The sequence below is a fragment of the Paenibacillus beijingensis genome (assembly GCF_000961095.1).
GTDB lineage: Bacteria > Bacillota > Bacilli > Paenibacillales > Paenibacillaceae > Paenibacillus_O > Paenibacillus_O beijingensis.
Map to the genome: position 1 here is coordinate 1,849,886 of NZ_CP011058.1, position 15,948 is coordinate 1,865,833.

The window sequence follows — 15,948 nt, forward strand, 5'->3', positions numbered from 1 at the left end:
TGTATCACCCCTTTCCGTTGGAATGTCGTTTGTTCACTACAAAGCCGGATGCCAAAATAACAAAGGGCATAATGAAGCAGGCGGACAACGTAAACGGCAGGCTAAAATATTCCGGATTCTTGTAAGCGATCATCACTGCAAGCAGTACGGTCGCCAGTCGTCCGGCCATGCCAAGCCCCATCTTCCGCGCGCCTTGTCCGGCTGCAACCTGTCCGACCCACTCCACTCTCCTGCGCAGCAAAAGCGCATTCAAAGAGCCAGCCGCCATGCCAAGAACAAGACCGGCAGCGATGGTGCGACCTTCAGGAATAACAGCCCATGCAAGCAGGCATGCGGATACAATAAACAATGCGATCCGCAAGGCCGTCTTCATGATGTCATTCATCGGCTTCCTCCAAAAATTTCTTGATAATCAGGATAGCAGAAAGAATGCCGACAGCCAGACCGATGAGAACGCCGCCGAATCGGCTGCCGGCATATGAACCGATCCAGTAGCCGATAACGGTACAAACGCCAACGTCAACGCCAAGTGCCCCTACAAGAGCCGCAGCGATCCAAGGATTGTCCTTTTTTCCATTTCGACTCATGGCATGTACCCCTTGTCAATCCTTATCTAGTTTATCGAAGCCGGACAAGGTTTGTCAATTCAAAATCCCCCAAACATTATGTGAACAAACAGCCGAAAACCCTTGATAATTCAAGCATTCCGCCTTTTCAAAACCGTACAGTACAACTGTATGCTGTAAGCTTCCTGCATTTGCGCGAAAGCGTTAGCAAACTATGAACGTTGTGTGAACGGATCCGGCCTTTCGTCGGCTCTTCCAAAATGATGCAAAATCGCCTGTACAATCCGCTTGGAAGCTTGTCCGTCCCCGTACGGGTTGGCCGCCTTGCTCATCCGGTCATACGTTTCCCGGTCCGTCAGCAGCTTGCGCGCGCTGTCGTACACGCGCTGCTCGTCCGTTCCGACCAGCTCCAGCGTTCCCGCATCGATGCCTTCGGGACGTTCCGTCGTATCCCGCAGCACGAGCGTCGGCACGCCGAACGAAGGCGCTTCCTCCTGCAGCCCGCCCGAATCCGTCATAATCATATGCGCATGCGGGTAAAAATTGTGGAATTCGAACACGTCGAGCGGCTCGATCAGCTTGATGCGCGGATGGTCCCCGAGTATTTCATTCGCAGGTTCCCGCACGGCCGGATTGGGGTGTACCGCATAGACGAATGCGACATCCTCGAACTCGTCGGCAATCCGCTTGACCGCGCGGAAGATGTTCCGGTGCGGCTCCCCGAGCGCTTCGCGCCGGTGGGCGGTCATCAGAATCATCCGCTTGCCCTTCGCCCAATCGATGACCGGGTGCGAGAACGACGGGTCCACCGTATACTGGAACACGTCGGTGGCGGTGTTGCCGGTTACATAAATCGCCGTCTCCGGCTTGTTCTCCTTGCGCAGGTTGCCCGCCGACCATTCCGTCGGGGCGAAATGCGCATCGGACAGCACGCCCGCAAGCTGCCGGTTCATCTCTTCGGGATAAGGCGACATTTTGTTCCATGTCCGCAGGCCCGCTTCCACATGCCCGACCTGGATCTGCTGCAGAAAAGCGGCATAGCTGGCAAGAAACGTCGTCTGCGTGTCGCCATGGACAAGCACGATGTCCGGCTTCGCCTCGCGCAGCACCGGGTCAAGCCCTTCCAACACGCGCACGGTCGTTTCCGTCAGCGTCTGCCTCTCTTTCATGACATTCAAATCGTAATGAGGCTGAATATGGAAAAAATCGAGCACCTGGTCCAGCATCTGGCGGTGCTGGGCGGTTACGCATACGATCGATTCGATCTGCTCGGGATGCTTCTGCAGCTCCAGCACGAGCGGAGCCATCTTGACCGCTTCCGGACGGGTGCCGAAAATTGTCATCACTTTTATTTTATTCATACGGATCACTCCTAATCAGTCCAAAAAATCATTGCATCGTTTGCGCCGGCTCTGTCGCCGGCACGCGCCTATCCTACTTCGTGCCGAACATCCGGTCGCCGGCGTCTCCCAGCCCGGGCACGATGTAGCCATGGTCGTTCAGCTTCTCGTCAAGCGCCGCCACATAGATGTCCACGTCCGGGTGCGCAGCCTGCACCGCTGCGACCCCTTCCGGCGCGGCAATGAGGCACATCAGCTTGACCTGGGTGCAGTCCCTGTTCTTCAAAGCGGCGATCGCCGCGTTGGCGGACCCCCCGGTTGCGAGCATCGGATCGACGACGATCAGCAGCCGGTCCGGCGCATCGGTAGGCAGATTTATGTAATATTCGACAGGCTGCAGCGTTTCGGGATCGCGGAAGAGGCCGATGTGGCCGACTTTGGCCGCCGGAATCAGCTTCAAAATTCCGTCCACCATGCCCAGACCCGCACGCAGCACGGGGATAATGCCCAGCATCCGGCCGGACAGCACTTTCGCTTCCGTTTCGGCTACCGGCGTATGAACCGTTATCGTGTCAAGCGGCATATCGCGTGTAATTTCAAATGCCATCAATGTGGAGACTTCGTCGACCAGCTCGCGGAAGTCTTTCGTGTTCGTTTCTTTGTCGCGAATAAAAGTCAGCTTATGTTGAATAAGCGGATGGTCGCAAATGACCAGTTTGCCCATAAAGATATTGCCCTCCCTGAAGTGACCTTTTGTTTACAATGCGGCCACAATCCAATCTATTATAGCACTCCCCAACCCGGTGTGCACGAGGCATCTCTTAAAGCGCCGCACCGTCTGCAGCTAACCGCCTCCGTTTTCCTTTTTGTACGCATTCCATGACCTTAGGATCCACAAAAAAATGAGCGTAAGCACGGCCGCCGTTTGCGACGCGGGCGCGATCCGAAAAGGTTCGCTGATATGAAAAGGCTCGCTGCCAAGCGATAATCCGAGCATCATGTCGATGACGACGATCATTCCGGCAACAAGCAGGCACAGAAGGGCGGAGCATGCTGCGATTTTCATCCCGAAATCCCCTTTCGAATTGGGCTTTGGTACGTATAATACCCTAATCGGTTACAAATGATAAGCAAAAATTGGATGAGGCGGAACATGATGACATCGAATTCGAAACGAGCCCTCCCCACCTTTCAACACGATTTGCATATGAACCTGGCGGAAGTGAAGAAGAAGCTTGGCGAAAGCCCCGATCTGGTCATCCGCGAATTTGTGATCGGAACCGATACGCCTCTTCCGGCGGCGGTCATTTATTTGGACGGCATGGCGGATAAAAAGCTGATCAGCGACAGTGTGATGCGCCCGCTGATGACCGGTACCAGGGAGAGCCTTCCGGATCGCGACGCGTCGCCCGAACAATGGTTCCGCTACATCAAATGCCGCATGCTCTGGACAGGGGATGTGGAGATGATCCGGGATTGGAACGAGCTGATCCGCGCCGTCTTGTCCGGGAATGCCGCAGTGCTTGTCGACGGCTGGAACGCGGCCTTCGGCTGCGGCACCGGCGGCGGGAAAAACCGCTCCATCTCCGAACCGACAACCGAAGTCGTCGTCCGCGGACCGAAGGACAGCTTCACAGAGTCTTTGGAAATCAACCTGACGCTTGTACGCCGGCGGGTCAGAAGCCCGGATCTGCAAATCGAGCCGGCGACCGTCGGCAAATTGACGCAAACGAATGTCGCGATCATGTATATCAAGGGGATCGTGAAGGAAGACGTGGTGCGGGAAGTGAGGCGGCGGATCGGTGCCATCGACATCGATGCCGTTCTCGAGTCCGGATATATTGAAGAATTGATTCAGGATCATACGATGACGCCGTTTCCGACCCTTTACAACACGGAACGGCCGGATGCGGTAGCGGGAAATATACTGGAAGGGCGCGTCGCCATATTTGTGGACGGAACGCCGTTCGTCTTAATCGCTCCGACGATCATCGCCCAGTTTTTCCAATCGCCCGAGGACTACTTCAGCCGCTTTGACATCGGCTCCGCGGTGAGGCTGCTCCGGTACGCGGCATTCATCGTCGCATTGATCGGGCCTTCGATTTACATCGCGTTAATGACGTTTCATCAGGAAATGATTCCGACGCCGCTGCTCATCAGCATCGCGGCCCAGCGGGAAGGCGTTCCTTTCCCCTCATTTATCGAAATCCTTTTGATGGAAGTGAGCTTTGAGGTGATCCGCGAAGCCGGGGTGCGCATGCCGCGGGCCGTCGGCCAGGCCGTTTCAATCGTCGGCGCGCTTATTTTGGGACAGGCGGCCGTTCAGGCAGGCATGATTTCCGCGATGACCGTCATCGTCGTCGCCACCACAGGCATCGCCAGCTTCGCGTTTCCGAAATACAGCTTTTCCAACGCCGCCCGGCTGCTGCGGTTTATCTTTATCGTGCTCGCCGCGGTGTTCGGCTTCCTCGGCATAACGCTCGGCATGATTATGCTTATCGCCCATCTGGCCAGCCTGCGCTCTTTCGGCGTCCCTTATTTGGCTCCCTTTGCGCCGTTCGTTCCGGGAGATCAGAAAGATACGGTGCTGCGGCTTCCACTGCTGAAGATGATCACGCGCCCGAAGCTGATCAGTTCAACCAATAAAACCCGGATCGGGCCGGATTCTGTACCTTCGCCGCAAACGTCAGGGAGCAGCGGAGGGAGGAGGGATGCGGATGAAACGGAATAAAATGCTGCTTATCGTGGTGTGCCTCGGCCTGATGCAGCTGTCAGGCTGCTGGAACAGTAGGGAGCTGAACACCCTCGCCATCGTCTCGGCGCTCGGGATTGATCAAGGAGCGGGCGATAACCAGTACCGCCTTTCGTTTCAAGTGATCAACCCTTCCACCGTTTCCAGCGGACAGACCGGCGGCACAGGCGGAAACAGGGCGCCCGTGACGATTGTCACGGAGACGGGAAACAGCCTGTTTGAAATTATCCGCAAAGCGTCGGTGAAAGCGCCGCGGCGGCTGTTCTTTGCCCATACGCGGATTATCGTATTCGGCGAAGCTGCGGCAAGACGGGGCGTCAAACAGCAGCTGGATTATTTGACCCGGAACAACGAAATGCGGCTGACGCCGCAATTGTTCATTGCCCGGGGCACAAGCGCCGAGAGCATCCTCCGCACGGTCACCCCGATCGAGAAAATTCCCGCAAATACGGTCCGAGGCGAAATCAAGATGGCGGAAAGAACATGGTCCGAAGTCGCAAAAACAGATATCGACGACGCCATAGAATCGTTTCAGGGCGAAGGATCGGAGCCGACAATACCCGGGATTGAAACAATTGGCGATTCAAAGAACAGCGATAAAATCGACTCCGCCCAGCAAACCGATCCGAAAAGCAATACGGCGCTGAAAGGGCTGGCCATGTTCAAAGAAGGAAAGATGGTTAGGTGGCTGGACGGTCCGGATGCGCGCGGCACGTTATGGCTCAAAAACAAAATAAGAGCGACGGCTGTCGCTTTGGATTGCGAAAGGATCAAAAACGGCCTGGCGGTTGAGATCATCCGTTCCAAAACAAAATTGAAAGCGGACATCAAGCACGGTCAGCCAAGTTTTCAAATTGATGTGGAGGTAATGAGTCACGTGAGAGAGGTCCAGTGTCAGCTCGATATCAGCGATCCGAAGGTGCTTGAACAGCTGAATACCCGGCTGGAGGACAAAATCAAAGCGGAGCTGCATGCGGCGTTGAACGCGGCACTCGAACAAAAAAGCGATATTTTCGGTTTCGGCGAACTGATCGGCCGGAAGTACCCGAAGCAATGGGCGACGATGAAAAACGATTGGGACGACCGATTTGCCAAAAGCGAATTCAACATTCATGTCACAGTTTCCACTCGGGAATCGGGAATGCAGATCCAGCCGTTTTTGCTGCCCGAAAAAAACAACTCGCGTTCTTAACGAAAGGAGCGGTGCGATTGATGAAGGAAAAAGCAAAAATCGGCGCCTACCAGCTGTTTTGTCTGCTTGTCACCTTCGAGCTCGGCACAGCGCTTGTCGTTCCGCTGGGGGTGGAAGCGAAGCAGGGCGCATGGCTTGCGATTTTGCTCGGAATGGCCGGCGGGCTGTTGCTTTTTGCGCTGTACGTTTATTTATTCCGGCAACATCCGGATATGCCGCTGACGGCCATGATCCAGCTTCTTCTCGGCAAATTCATCGGTTGGCCGGTCGCTTTGCTGTACGTCGTCTTTTTTATTTACGCCGGATCGCGGGATCTTCGCGATGTCGCGAGCCTGCTGATCTCGGCCAACTACAGCATGACCCCGATGATGGTCATCAGCACGCTCATTTTGTTTGCCGTGGCGTATGTCATCGATAAAGGAATCGAGGTGCTGGCAAGAACGGCAGAGATTATGTTCGCCTCGCTGGCCGCCTTTGGCGTTCTGGAGCTGCTGCTCGTTCTATTTTCCGATATTATCGATCTTCATGCGCTGCAGCCGGTTCTCGGCGAAGGCTGGATGCCGGTGCTGAAGCAAGTTGTATCGCAAACGGTGATGTTCCCTTACGGCGAAGCGGTATGCTTTTTGATGATATTCCCCTATTTGAATAAAAGCGGCCAAGCTTTGAAAACGACGATGACGGCCGCATTATTCGGCGGACTCGTATTTACGCTGACCGCTCTCATCGAGCTTGCTGTTCTTGGCGTTAATCTTACGTCCCGCTCCACCTTCCCCCTGCTTACCGCGATCAGCAAAGTCAGCATCGGCGAATTTATTCAGCGTACGGACGCGATTGCGGTGTTTTCGCTGATTGTGACTGATTTTATGAAACTCGCCGTCTTTTATTATGCCGCCGCGCTCGGGGCTGCTCAGTTGTTCAGCGTCCGCAGCTACCGCGTCATGACGCTGCCGATCGGCCTGATCATCATGCTCGCATCGCTTGCCATTGCCAGCACGTTTTCCGAGCATTTTAAAGAGGGCGGGCTCGTGCTCAAGACGGTTTACCCCGTTTACGCACTTTTCATTCCGCTGCTGCTGGCGCTTATCGCCTCGATACGCAGCCTCCGGAATCCGGCGCGGAAATCTCCGGAGCCGCAGCAGCGGCGGCAGACGCAGGCCGCCCAACAGGGGCAGCCGGCACCCCCATCTCCGCAGGCTCAACAGGCGCAGCAAGATCCCCCATCTTCGCAGACTCAACAGGAGCAGCAGGCCCAACAGGGGCAGCAAGCCCCCCTATCTTCGCAGACTCAACAGGCGCAGCTGTACATGCAGTCTCCGCACGCGGAGTAAGCGCGGTTAGCTTACTGACTCTCTATGCGGAGCAGCCATTGCTTGCCCTACCGTCACCTACTCGGAGTAGACTCAGCCAGCACTTCTGTCTCCCCTCATGCGGGGAAGCTCTGCCATTAGCGCTAGCCTAACGATTTCCCACGCGGGAAAGGTTCGGCCATCCCCACATCTTTACACACGGCAAAAGGCAAGGCTGACCGTAAGTAGGTTTAGTCGTATTTCAAGCCTTCTGCTTCAAGCGTAACGAACCGATCAAGGGGCTGTCGATTAATTGTGGACAATATTAATGTGAACGGACACATGCAGACAATGTATATGATTTTTCGGATACATATACAAAATCAGGGCTCAAATCACGTTTTGTATATGAAATTTCGAATATAATCTACTGATTCCGGTGTGTGTGCCGCTCATTATGTATGATTTTTTGCATACATTTTGTGGTCTCCCGTAGATTTCCGAAGTTATGAACAGTTAATCGACAGACTCCGATCAAGGGGCTAATCTTGGTCGGTTCGTTCGTTATTATCGCTCTGCACGAAGGTGATTTTTGAAAAAGATGCGTTCGTACATCAATTTTCTTTTTAATTTTCGACTGCGTTAAAATTCCTGCAAATATACTTCTTTTGTCGCCCCCGTCTCCCGTTCAGGCGATAAAAGCCGGGAATTCCTGCACCATCGCAGGTTTTCCCTCCAGACATGCGATTTCGACCGATCATACCTGCACATTCGCAGGTTTTGAAAGCTTATCCCGTGAAGCGAGGAAAGGACCTCCGACTCCGCTGAAGCCAGCGAAACTGGAGGTCCTCTTGTGTCCTATTTAGGACTCGCTCATTTATGTGATTCCTTTTGAGACTGCCACGCTCTTATATGACTTTATATGACAGCCGTTTTATTCGTTACAGCTTAGTATTGAAGTGCCGGGTAAAGCGGGAACTGCGCCGTCAAATCGCGCACTTTGCCGCGTGCTGCCGCAAGTACGGCTTCGTCCTGCGGATTTTTGAGCGTCATCGCAATCACTTCCGCGATCGTCTTCATCGCCGCTTCGTCCATGCCGCGCGACGTGATCGCCGGAGTACCGATCCGGATGCCGCTTGTTACAAACGGGCTCGTCGGATCAAACGGGATCGCGTTTTTGTTCACTGTGATGGCGACTTGATCGAGTACGTGCTCCGCGTCTTTGCCTGTAATATTCAGGTTGCGCGTATCGATCAGCATCAGATGGTTGTCCGTTCCGCCGGAGACGAGGTTCAGCCCTTGCGCGATCAGCGCTTCGGACAGCACCTTCGCATTATTGACAATCTTTTGCGCGTACTCCTTGAACGAAGGCTGCAGCGCTTCGCCGAGCGCCACCGCTTTGGACGCGATTACATGCATCAGCGGTCCGCCCTGGGAGCCCGGGAAAACAGCCTTGTCGATCGCTGCCGCCCACGGCTTCGTACACAAAATCATGCCGCCGCGCGGACCGCGCAGCGTTTTGTGCGTTGTCGTCGTCACAAAATGCGCGTGCGGAACCGGGCTTGGATGCAGTCCGGCCGCGACTAGACCCGCGATATGCGCCATATCGACCATGAACAGCGCGCCTACGTCTTTGGCGATTTGGCCGAGCTTTTCGAAATCGATGATGCGCGGATAAGCGCTCGCTCCGGCGACGATCAGACGGGGACGATGCTTGAACGCCGCTTTGCGCACTTCTTCGTAATCGATCGTGAACGTATCTTCGTTAACGCCGTATGCGACAAAGTTGTAAAGCAGACCGGAAGCGTTCACCGGGCTGCCGTGCGTCAAGTGTCCGCCGTGAGCCAAATTCATGCCGAGCACGGTATCGCCCGGCTTCAGCGCCGCGAGATAAACGGCCATATTCGCCTGCGCGCCGGAGTGCGGCTGCACGTTGGCGTGCTCGGCGCCGAACAGCTCCTTCGCGCGGTCGCGGGCGATATTTTCGGCGATGTCCACATACTCGCAGCCGCCGTAGTAACGCTTGCCCGGATAACCTTCCGCATATTTGTTTGTCAGCACCGTACCCATCGCTTCGATGACCGCTTCGCTGACGATATTTTCCGACGCGATCAGTTCGATGTTGTCGCGCTGCCGCTGCAGCTCAAGGCCGAGCGCCTTTACCAGTTCGGGGTCCTGTTTACGCAAATTTTCCATATTGTTGAATCCTCCTCTATGTTTTAAATCCTTGTTCATGTGGTCATTCCGGCTTTCAATCGCAGCTTCCGCCATCCGATTCCACAGCAGCGGCTTTCGGACGCTGCGGCAGCTCCGCGCCGCTTTCTTCCTCCAGCTTGTAGACGGCACGCGCGCCGCCGATCAGCTTCGGCCGCGTCATCGCCATCGTAACGTGCGCTTCGCCGACGGTTCGCACCGATGGTCTTACCGGCACCGCCACGGGGCGCAGCTGCATGCCGATCAGCGTATCGCCGATATCGATGCCGGCATGAGCTTTAACGGTCTCGACCAGACACGCATCCTGCAAATGCCGGTAAGCGTAGGCGGCCATCGACCCTCCCGCTCCCGGAACCGGCACGGCGGATACGATTTCCAGACCGTACTGGCGGGCGGCGCTGCGTTCCAGCACGAGCGCCCGGTTCAAATGCTCGCAGCACTGGAACACGGGGATAAACCCGAGATCCCGCCTCGCCGCTTCCATCCCGGCGAAGATGCCCTCGGCCGCCTCCAGCGTGCCGGAGGTGCCGATCCGCCTGCCGAGCACTTCGCTCGTGCTGACGCCGAATACGAGCAGCTCGCCTGCGGCCAGATTTCCCGCAGCCGCCAGCTCGCGTACAATCGTCTCTACCTGGGCAGCCAACGTTTGCCGCTCCATTTGGACCACCTTCCCGCTAATAAGTATGGTGAAGAGGCACGATTAAGGATGCAGCGCATAACGCTCTTCCAGACGCTGCACTTTGCCGAGGCGGCTCCGGTGGCGCTCGCCGTCCGAGAACGGCGTTTCAAGCCAGACGCGGATAATTTCCTGGGCAAGCCCGGGACCGACAACGCGTTCCCCGAGGGCCAGTACGTTCGTATCGTTATGCTCGCGGGTCGCTTTCGCCGAGAACAGATCGTGCGTCAGCGCACAGCGGATGCCGGGCATCTTATTGGCGGCAATCGACATGCCGATGCCCGTACCGCAAATCAAAATTCCCCGGTCGGCTTTCCCCTGCGTCACAAGGTCGCACACCGGCAGCGCATAATCGGGATAATCCACCGACTGGCCGCAGCTGCATCCGACGTCGTGCACCTGGTGGCCGAGCGACTCAATAAACGGAATCAATTCGTCTTTTAACCGGTAGCCGGCATGGTCGGCGCCGATCGCAATATTCACCGCGATAACCTCCTAGGCGTCTTATCGAAAGAAGTTTTGTGCACATGGTTGTATTATACCTAATTCGGGCGAAAAAGACGAAAAAAGAGCAACACGCGCGATTGCGCGAATGCTGCTCTTTGCCCAGGCGACCGGCCGTATGTTCCGATGCTCCACCGTGGTTAACCCCACTTCGTCGCCAGTTACACCGGAATCCGTAATGTTGCTTTTATGATAGCCGATCCCTTCTTGAAAATCAATCCTTTTCGGCGATTCCGCACCTATTTCGAACTTCGTAAGGAATTGTTTCCGCCACTGAAAAATGCCGCGGCGCAGCAGCATCTTTCTCCGCCGTTACCGCTCTAGTCCTTCCCGCTCTCCCGCTCCAGCGTTTCCAGCAGCTTGTCCACCGCTTTCGTAATTTCGTCCGCGCAGCTGGCATAGATTTGCAGCGTGCCGCCGAACGGATCCCCGATATCAAGTGCCGGAAGCTGCCGCTCCAGCTCCATTATTCTGGCCCGTTCCTCAGCGCTGATATCTTGCCCGAGCGCCCGCGCCATCTGCCACTGCGCATACAGCCGCTCCAGCTCCTCGACTCCTTCCTGCACGGAGGTGCCGAAAGCCGTATACTCCTTCAGCGTGAAGGTTTTATCCACCGCTGAAGGGAACCGGTGGAGCAGCGCGTTTTTATGCCCGGCGGTCATCGTAAGCACCAGATCCGCCCAGCCGATCATCTCTTCCCGGGCCGCCCGGGAAGAACCGTTATGGCTGATTCCGCGCGCGGACAGCGTCTTCGCGGCGTTTCCGGAAACGGGCAGGCCGTCCATCGTCGACACTCCGGCCGAACGCACCTCTACAGACAGTCCGCGGCGCTTCGCCTTGTCACGCAAAATAGCTTCCGCCATCGGCGAGCGGCACGTATTGCCGGTGCAAACAAACAAGATCCGTTTCAATGCGCTCACATTCCTTTCCCGGCTTCTGCCGTATTCGTTGCGGCTGCAAACTTGTTTTTTTCAATCGTCAAAGGATAAACAGCATCCCGAAAGTGAATAAAATGACGCCGCCTACCGCTTCCCCGTACCCGCCCAGCGTGCGGCCGACGCCTTTTCCGAGCATCAGTCCAAGCACGGACATAACGGTTCCGGCAGCGCCGAACAGCAGCACGGTCAGCACCTGATCCACGGCAAACATCCCGAGCGAGATGCCGACGGAAAACGAATCCACGCTTACGCTGAGCGCAAACAGCAGCAGTCCGCTTACGCTCCCGTGGTCGATCGACCGAACTTCTTCCCCGCGGACCGCGCTGTAAATCATATGCCCGCCCAGCACCAGCAGCAGTCCGCCCGCCACGGCCGTCGCAATATGGCCGAGCAGAAAGCTGACGTAATGTCCCGCAAACATCCCGGCTAGCGGCATCATGACGTGAAAAATGCCGATAACCAGACTCAGCTTCAACATGTCCAGCAGCCGGATTCCTTTCATCCCGATGCCGATTCCCAGCGAAAAAGCATCCATGCCCAGCGCCAGCGCCATAATGAGCAGGGTCAGAATTTGTCCCGCATACAGGCTTGCCTCAACCATTGTCACAATTCCCCCCTACAGTCCGCAGGCTTGTTCTCTTCCAAACATATGCGGACAAGGGAGTAATGAGACCTTACACGTAGACGACCCTGCGTCCGGCCGCTTTGACGAGCCGGTTCAACAGCGCAAGCCCGATGCCGTCCCCCGGCGGAACTTCGGCCCAAATGACGGCTGCGCCCTGCGCATCAAATTCGCGAAGGGCGGCGTACAGCTGCTGCGCAGCCGTTTCCGGCCGGGAGAGGGAGCCGCAGGCTACCACCACGTCGGCCCGATATTGGGCAGCCGTCTCTTCAAAGGCGAGTACGCCGGTGCGCTCACCCCGCAGTCTAGCCTTATCCGCTTCGGCTTGAATGTACGCCCGTACGTTCTCGCCCCCCCCGGCGACAAGCTGCATCACGCCACGCGGCGCATAATGCGTATATTTCATCCCCGGCGAGCGCGGAGCCGCCGGTGCGGCGGACGCTTCATCCCCGGAGACGAGAGCCGGAGCGGCGCCGGTCGCATCGGCTCCGGGCGGAGCGGCAATGTCCGGAGCGATACTTGCGCCCTGTGCAATACCGGCATCCGCTGCGCCGATAGCGGCATTCGCTGCGCCGATAGCGGCATCCGGTGCAATACCGGCGTCCGGTCCGGCTCCCTCTGTGCCATCCTGGCTGCCGTCTCGGCCGGCTTGCGGCAGCATGCCGTCCTCATCCACGAGCACGGTGGCGCACACCTCGCGCAGCTGCTCCGGCGTCACGCCGCCGGGACGCAAAATGCGGACCGCGCCCGGTCCGCACAGCTCCACTACCGTAGACTCCAGCCCGACGCCTGCCGGGCCGGCGTCCACGATGCCGCCGATGCGGCCGTACAAATCTTCGCGCACATGGGCGGCCGTCGTCGGGCTCGGCCGGCCGGAGCGGTTGGCGCTCGGCGCAGCGACCGGGCAGCCGGCGGCGGCGATCAGCTGCAGCGCCGTTTCGTGCGCCGGCATGCGCACCGCCACCGTATCCAGCCCTGCGGTAACGCGCGGCGATACGGCTCCCGGCAGCACGGGCAGCACGATCGTCAGCGGCCCCGGCCAAAAGCGCCGCATCAGGGCGGCAGCCGTTTCGTCCAAAGGAAGGACGAGACCGTTTAATTGGGTCCTGTCCGATATATGAACGATGAGCGGATTGTCCGAAGGACGTCCTTTTGCCGCAAAAATCTGCTCGACCGCCGCCGTATTCCGCGCGTCCGCGCCCAGTCCGTACACGGTCTCCGTCGGAAATGCGACTGTCTGTCCGTCCCGCAGCAGCTGCGCCGCTTCGCGGATCGCGCGATCCTGCCGCTCCCCTCCGGCGCTGGGCTCCAGCTTCCATTCATTCGTTTTTATCATCAATTGTTTCCGTCCTCATGTTCTTCTCCGCGGAGGCTTCAATGATCCTCCACTCTTTTATTATAGCGATACCCGACTCCAATACCAAGTTAGAACGACGGCTGTAAGCCGCAGCAAACATGCAACTCGCAGCAAAAAAGCGAAGCCCGAAAGGACCTCGCCGCTTTAAGCTCATGCAAACAAATGCTTGAAGAACGAAACAATCGACTGAATCAGTTCCACGATGAAAAATTTCGCTTCCGGAGCGGCCGCTTTGCCTTTCGCAGCTGCCGAGCCGCCTTCGGCCTGCACGGACGATTGTTGCACGCCGGAGCCGGCATCTGCCTTCGCCGTCTTCCCCGCCGTCACGGGCTCGCTTGCCTGTTTGTCCGCTTTCCCGTTATTCACGGCCGCGGACGCTTGTTTGACCGCATTCCCGTCTTTCACGACCTCTTGCACCTGAACCGCCTTGCCGTCCGCGCCTTTCTTGGCTGCGGCCGCTTCCGTCTGCGTCGCTTCCCCGCTTGCCGAATCGATGAAGCAAAGCGGCGGAAACAGGACGCACCACCAGTTTTGTCCTTCGCCCTTTCCGAGCGTAATAAGCAGCGCTTCGTAGTTGCCTGCCGGGTATACACGCTCACCGTACAGCTTCGTCGGAAAAGCGACCTCGCCAAGCTCGGCTTTGAACCCGTATTGAACTCCGCGGCTTTGCAGCTGCTCGCCAACGATACGCTCAATGTCACCCATATGGCCGCGCAGCGCCGCCCGCGCTTCTTCAATCGTTTGCGGCCCGTCCGCCCAGCCGTTCATGGCGCTGACGACCGCGTCGCGGACGCGGCGCTTCATCGCCTGATCGACGGCGGCATCCGAATTGGCCAAGATGCGCAGCCGGATCGCCTGCTGCGGAATCGAGCCGGCGTCCTCGGAAAGCGCCCCGTCAACACGCTGGCCTTCCCAGCTCATGACGAGAAGCGCAAGAGCAACGATCAAGTAACCGTATGACAAACGGAACGGAAAACGATAGGAATAAGGACGGTTTACGGAATGAGAATGCATCACACAAGCCCCTCTCGGGCACCCGTCGGCGCCTTAAGCTTGCGTTCCGGAACGTTTCTATCCCTTAGTATGTCCGCCCGCGGCTCTTTTAAACTTCCAATCTTGCAATCTATTAGTTTGCGCCGGATTTACAAATCGTTAAAGATCCTCGCCTTCTATCAATCCGATTAACGAGCTATAATTTGAGGATGGACGTTTGGAAAGGGGTCACTTACTTATGAATTCAGTGAATGTACAGCAAACGAAAGCACAGCGGCCCGGCAGCGGACGTCTTCGCCGTCTGGCGGAAGTCGCGCTCGTATCGGCCAAGCTCGGTCTCACTTCGTTCGGGGGACCGATTGCCCACATCGGTTATTTTCATAATGAATACATTCGCCGCCGGAAATGGATGGATGAAAAAAGCTACGCCGATTTAGTGGCGCTTTGCCAATTCCTTCCCGGTCCCGCCAGCAGCCAGGTCGGAATCGGAATCGGCGTTGTCCGGGCCGGGCTGCTCGGCGGACTTATGGCTTGGATCGGTTTTACGCTGCCTTCCGTCATCGCGCTTGTAGCGTTTGCTTTTCTGCTTAAAGGCTTTGACATTGACGGCTCCGGCTGGATCCACGGCCTCAAAATCGTTGCCGTCGCGATCGTCGCCCAAGCCATTCTCGGAATAGGCCGGAATTTGACGCCTGACCGCAATCGGGTCACAATCGCAGTCATAACCGCATCAGCCGCCTTATTATGGCCGAGCGCCTTCACTCAAGTGGCGTTAATTGCCGCAGCCGGCATCGCCGGCCTTTGGTTATACCGGTCAGCGGCGGTTGCCGAATCTCCCGAGCTGCCGGTACGGATCAGCCGCACATTGGGCGCTTTTTGTTTAATTCTCTTTTTCGCTCTTCTAGTCGGGCTGCCTTTCGTTCGGCAGTTTACATCCGGGGCCGGCTGGCTGCCGTTATTCGACAGCTTCTACCGTTCCGGCTCGCTCGTTTTCGGTGGAGGCCACGTCGTGCTTCCGTTATTGGAGAGGGAGGTCGTCCCTTCCGGATGGGTCAGCCGGGAAGATTTCTTAACCGGGTACGGCGCGGCTCAGGCGGTTCCGGGGCCGCTGTTCACCTTTGCCGCCTATTTGGGCGCCATTGCAAGCGGCGTTTCCGGGGCGCTAATTGCGACAACGGCCATCTTTTTGCCCGCTTTCCTGCTTATTATCGGGACGCTGCCATTCTGGAACGCATTACGAAAAAATCCCCGTGTCCAAGGCGCTCTGACCGGCATCAATGCAGCCGTTGTCGGGCTGCTGCTTGCTGCGCTGTATGATCCGCTCTGGACGACCGCCATTCTGGCTCCAGCCGATTTTGCGCTTGCTTCCATCCTGCTGATCATGCTTGTTTTTTGGAAGCTGCCTCCGTGGGTCGTTGTGCTTGCCGGTGCGGCGGGCGGGATGCTCATCAGCCTGATCTAACGGCATTTCGAAAAAAAAAGCCAAGCGTCCGTATGTACCGGATGCT

At 57.1% G+C, this 15,948-nt stretch carries 16 protein-coding genes and 1 riboswitch; of the genes, 4 read left to right on the forward strand and 12 right to left on the reverse strand.

All coding sequences use genetic code 11. The annotated features are described in order from the left end of the window. Nucleotides 1–4: 4 nt before the first annotated feature. From VN24_RS08270 to VN24_RS08290, 5 genes are all read right to left on the reverse strand, one after another. Entirely contained in the window at nt 5–385 is a 381-nt protein-coding gene (locus tag VN24_RS08270) for an ATP synthase subunit I (protein ID WP_045670000.1), read from the reverse strand. Continuing rightward, on the reverse strand, nt 378–587 hold the full coding sequence (locus tag VN24_RS08275) for a hypothetical protein (RefSeq protein ID WP_045670001.1): 210 nt from the start codon (nt 585–587) through the stop codon (nt 378–380). Before VN24_RS08275 ends, VN24_RS08270 begins: the two co-directional genes overlap by 8 nt. 191 nt (nt 588–778) lie before the next feature. Then, complete coding sequence (wecB, locus tag VN24_RS08280) at nt 779–1,927, reverse strand: non-hydrolyzing UDP-N-acetylglucosamine 2-epimerase (protein WP_045670002.1); 1,149 nt, start codon at nt 1,925–1,927, stop codon at nt 779–781. A 73-nt stretch (nt 1,928–2,000) separates the two neighbouring features. Continuing rightward, nucleotides 2,001–2,630 (reverse strand): uracil phosphoribosyltransferase, encoded by a 630-nt coding sequence (upp, locus tag VN24_RS08285; protein WP_045670003.1) that lies wholly within the window; start codon nt 2,628–2,630, stop codon nt 2,001–2,003. Nucleotides 2,631–2,750: 120 nt separating this feature from the next. Next, nucleotides 2,751–2,972 (reverse strand): YczF family membrane protein, encoded by a 222-nt coding sequence (locus tag VN24_RS08290; protein ID WP_045670004.1) that lies wholly within the window; start codon nt 2,970–2,972, stop codon nt 2,751–2,753. Between the two features lie 87 nt (nt 2,973–3,059). Between VN24_RS08290 and VN24_RS08295 the strand changes: the two genes are divergently transcribed. The 3 genes from VN24_RS08295 to VN24_RS08305 are packed head-to-tail and all read left to right on the forward strand — an operon-like array spanning nt 3,060 to nt 7,178. After that, nucleotides 3,060–4,637: a spore germination protein gene (locus VN24_RS08295; RefSeq protein WP_045670005.1), complete on the forward strand. Its 1,578-nt coding sequence runs from the start codon at nt 3,060–3,062 to the stop codon at nt 4,635–4,637. Next, nucleotides 4,624–5,850, forward strand: coding sequence for a Ger(x)C family spore germination protein (locus tag VN24_RS08300; protein ID WP_052702860.1), 1,227 nt, complete (start codon nt 4,624–4,626; stop codon nt 5,848–5,850). Before VN24_RS08295 ends, VN24_RS08300 begins: the two co-directional genes overlap by 14 nt. 20 nt (nt 5,851–5,870) lie before the next feature. Then, entirely contained in the window at nt 5,871–7,178 is a 1,308-nt protein-coding gene (locus tag VN24_RS08305) for a GerAB/ArcD/ProY family transporter (protein ID WP_052702861.1), read from the forward strand. Between the two features lie 906 nt (nt 7,179–8,084). Here the strand turns inward: VN24_RS08305 and VN24_RS08310 are convergent. From VN24_RS08310 to spoIIR, 7 genes are all read right to left on the reverse strand, one after another. Then, the gene (locus tag VN24_RS08310; RefSeq protein WP_045670007.1) at nt 8,085–9,332 is read right to left on the reverse strand and encodes a serine hydroxymethyltransferase; all 1,248 of its coding nucleotides are present in this window, start codon (nt 9,330–9,332) and stop codon (nt 8,085–8,087) included. Between the two features lie 55 nt (nt 9,333–9,387). Continuing rightward, nucleotides 9,388–10,008, reverse strand: coding sequence for a TIGR01440 family protein (locus tag VN24_RS08315; protein ID WP_045670008.1), 621 nt, complete (start codon nt 10,006–10,008; stop codon nt 9,388–9,390). Nucleotides 10,009–10,050: 42 nt separating this feature from the next. Further along, a complete protein-coding gene (gene rpiB / locus VN24_RS08320; RefSeq protein ID WP_045670009.1) occupies nt 10,051–10,509 on the reverse strand; it encodes a ribose 5-phosphate isomerase B in 459 nt (152 codons plus the stop codon). A 114-nt stretch (nt 10,510–10,623) separates the two neighbouring features. Next, nucleotides 10,624–10,705: riboswitch (ZMP/ZTP riboswitch) on the reverse strand. 145 nt (nt 10,706–10,850) lie between these two features. After that, on the reverse strand, nt 10,851–11,450 hold the full coding sequence (locus tag VN24_RS08330; protein ID WP_148505213.1) for an arsenate reductase/protein-tyrosine-phosphatase family protein: 600 nt from the start codon (nt 11,448–11,450) through the stop codon (nt 10,851–10,853). Nucleotides 11,451–11,508: 58 nt separating this feature from the next. Then, the gene (locus tag VN24_RS08335; RefSeq protein ID WP_045670012.1) at nt 11,509–12,069 is read right to left on the reverse strand and encodes a manganese efflux pump MntP; all 561 of its coding nucleotides are present in this window, start codon (nt 12,067–12,069) and stop codon (nt 11,509–11,511) included. A gap of 73 nt (nt 12,070–12,142) precedes the next feature. Then, nucleotides 12,143–13,426 carry an L-threonylcarbamoyladenylate synthase gene (locus VN24_RS08340; protein WP_045670013.1) on the reverse strand — a complete coding sequence of 428 codons (1,284 nt, stop codon included), beginning with the start codon at nt 13,424–13,426 and terminating at the stop codon, nt 12,143–12,145. Nucleotides 13,427–13,597: 171 nt separating this feature from the next. Further along, the gene (spoIIR, locus tag VN24_RS08345) at nt 13,598–14,461 is read right to left on the reverse strand and encodes a stage II sporulation protein R (protein ID WP_052702862.1); all 864 of its coding nucleotides are present in this window, start codon (nt 14,459–14,461) and stop codon (nt 13,598–13,600) included. 217 nt (nt 14,462–14,678) lie between these two features. Between spoIIR and VN24_RS08350 the strand changes: the two genes are divergently transcribed. Next, complete coding sequence (locus VN24_RS08350; RefSeq protein ID WP_045670014.1) at nt 14,679–15,902, forward strand: chromate transporter; 1,224 nt, start codon at nt 14,679–14,681, stop codon at nt 15,900–15,902. Nucleotides 15,903–15,948: the final 46 nt, after the last annotated feature.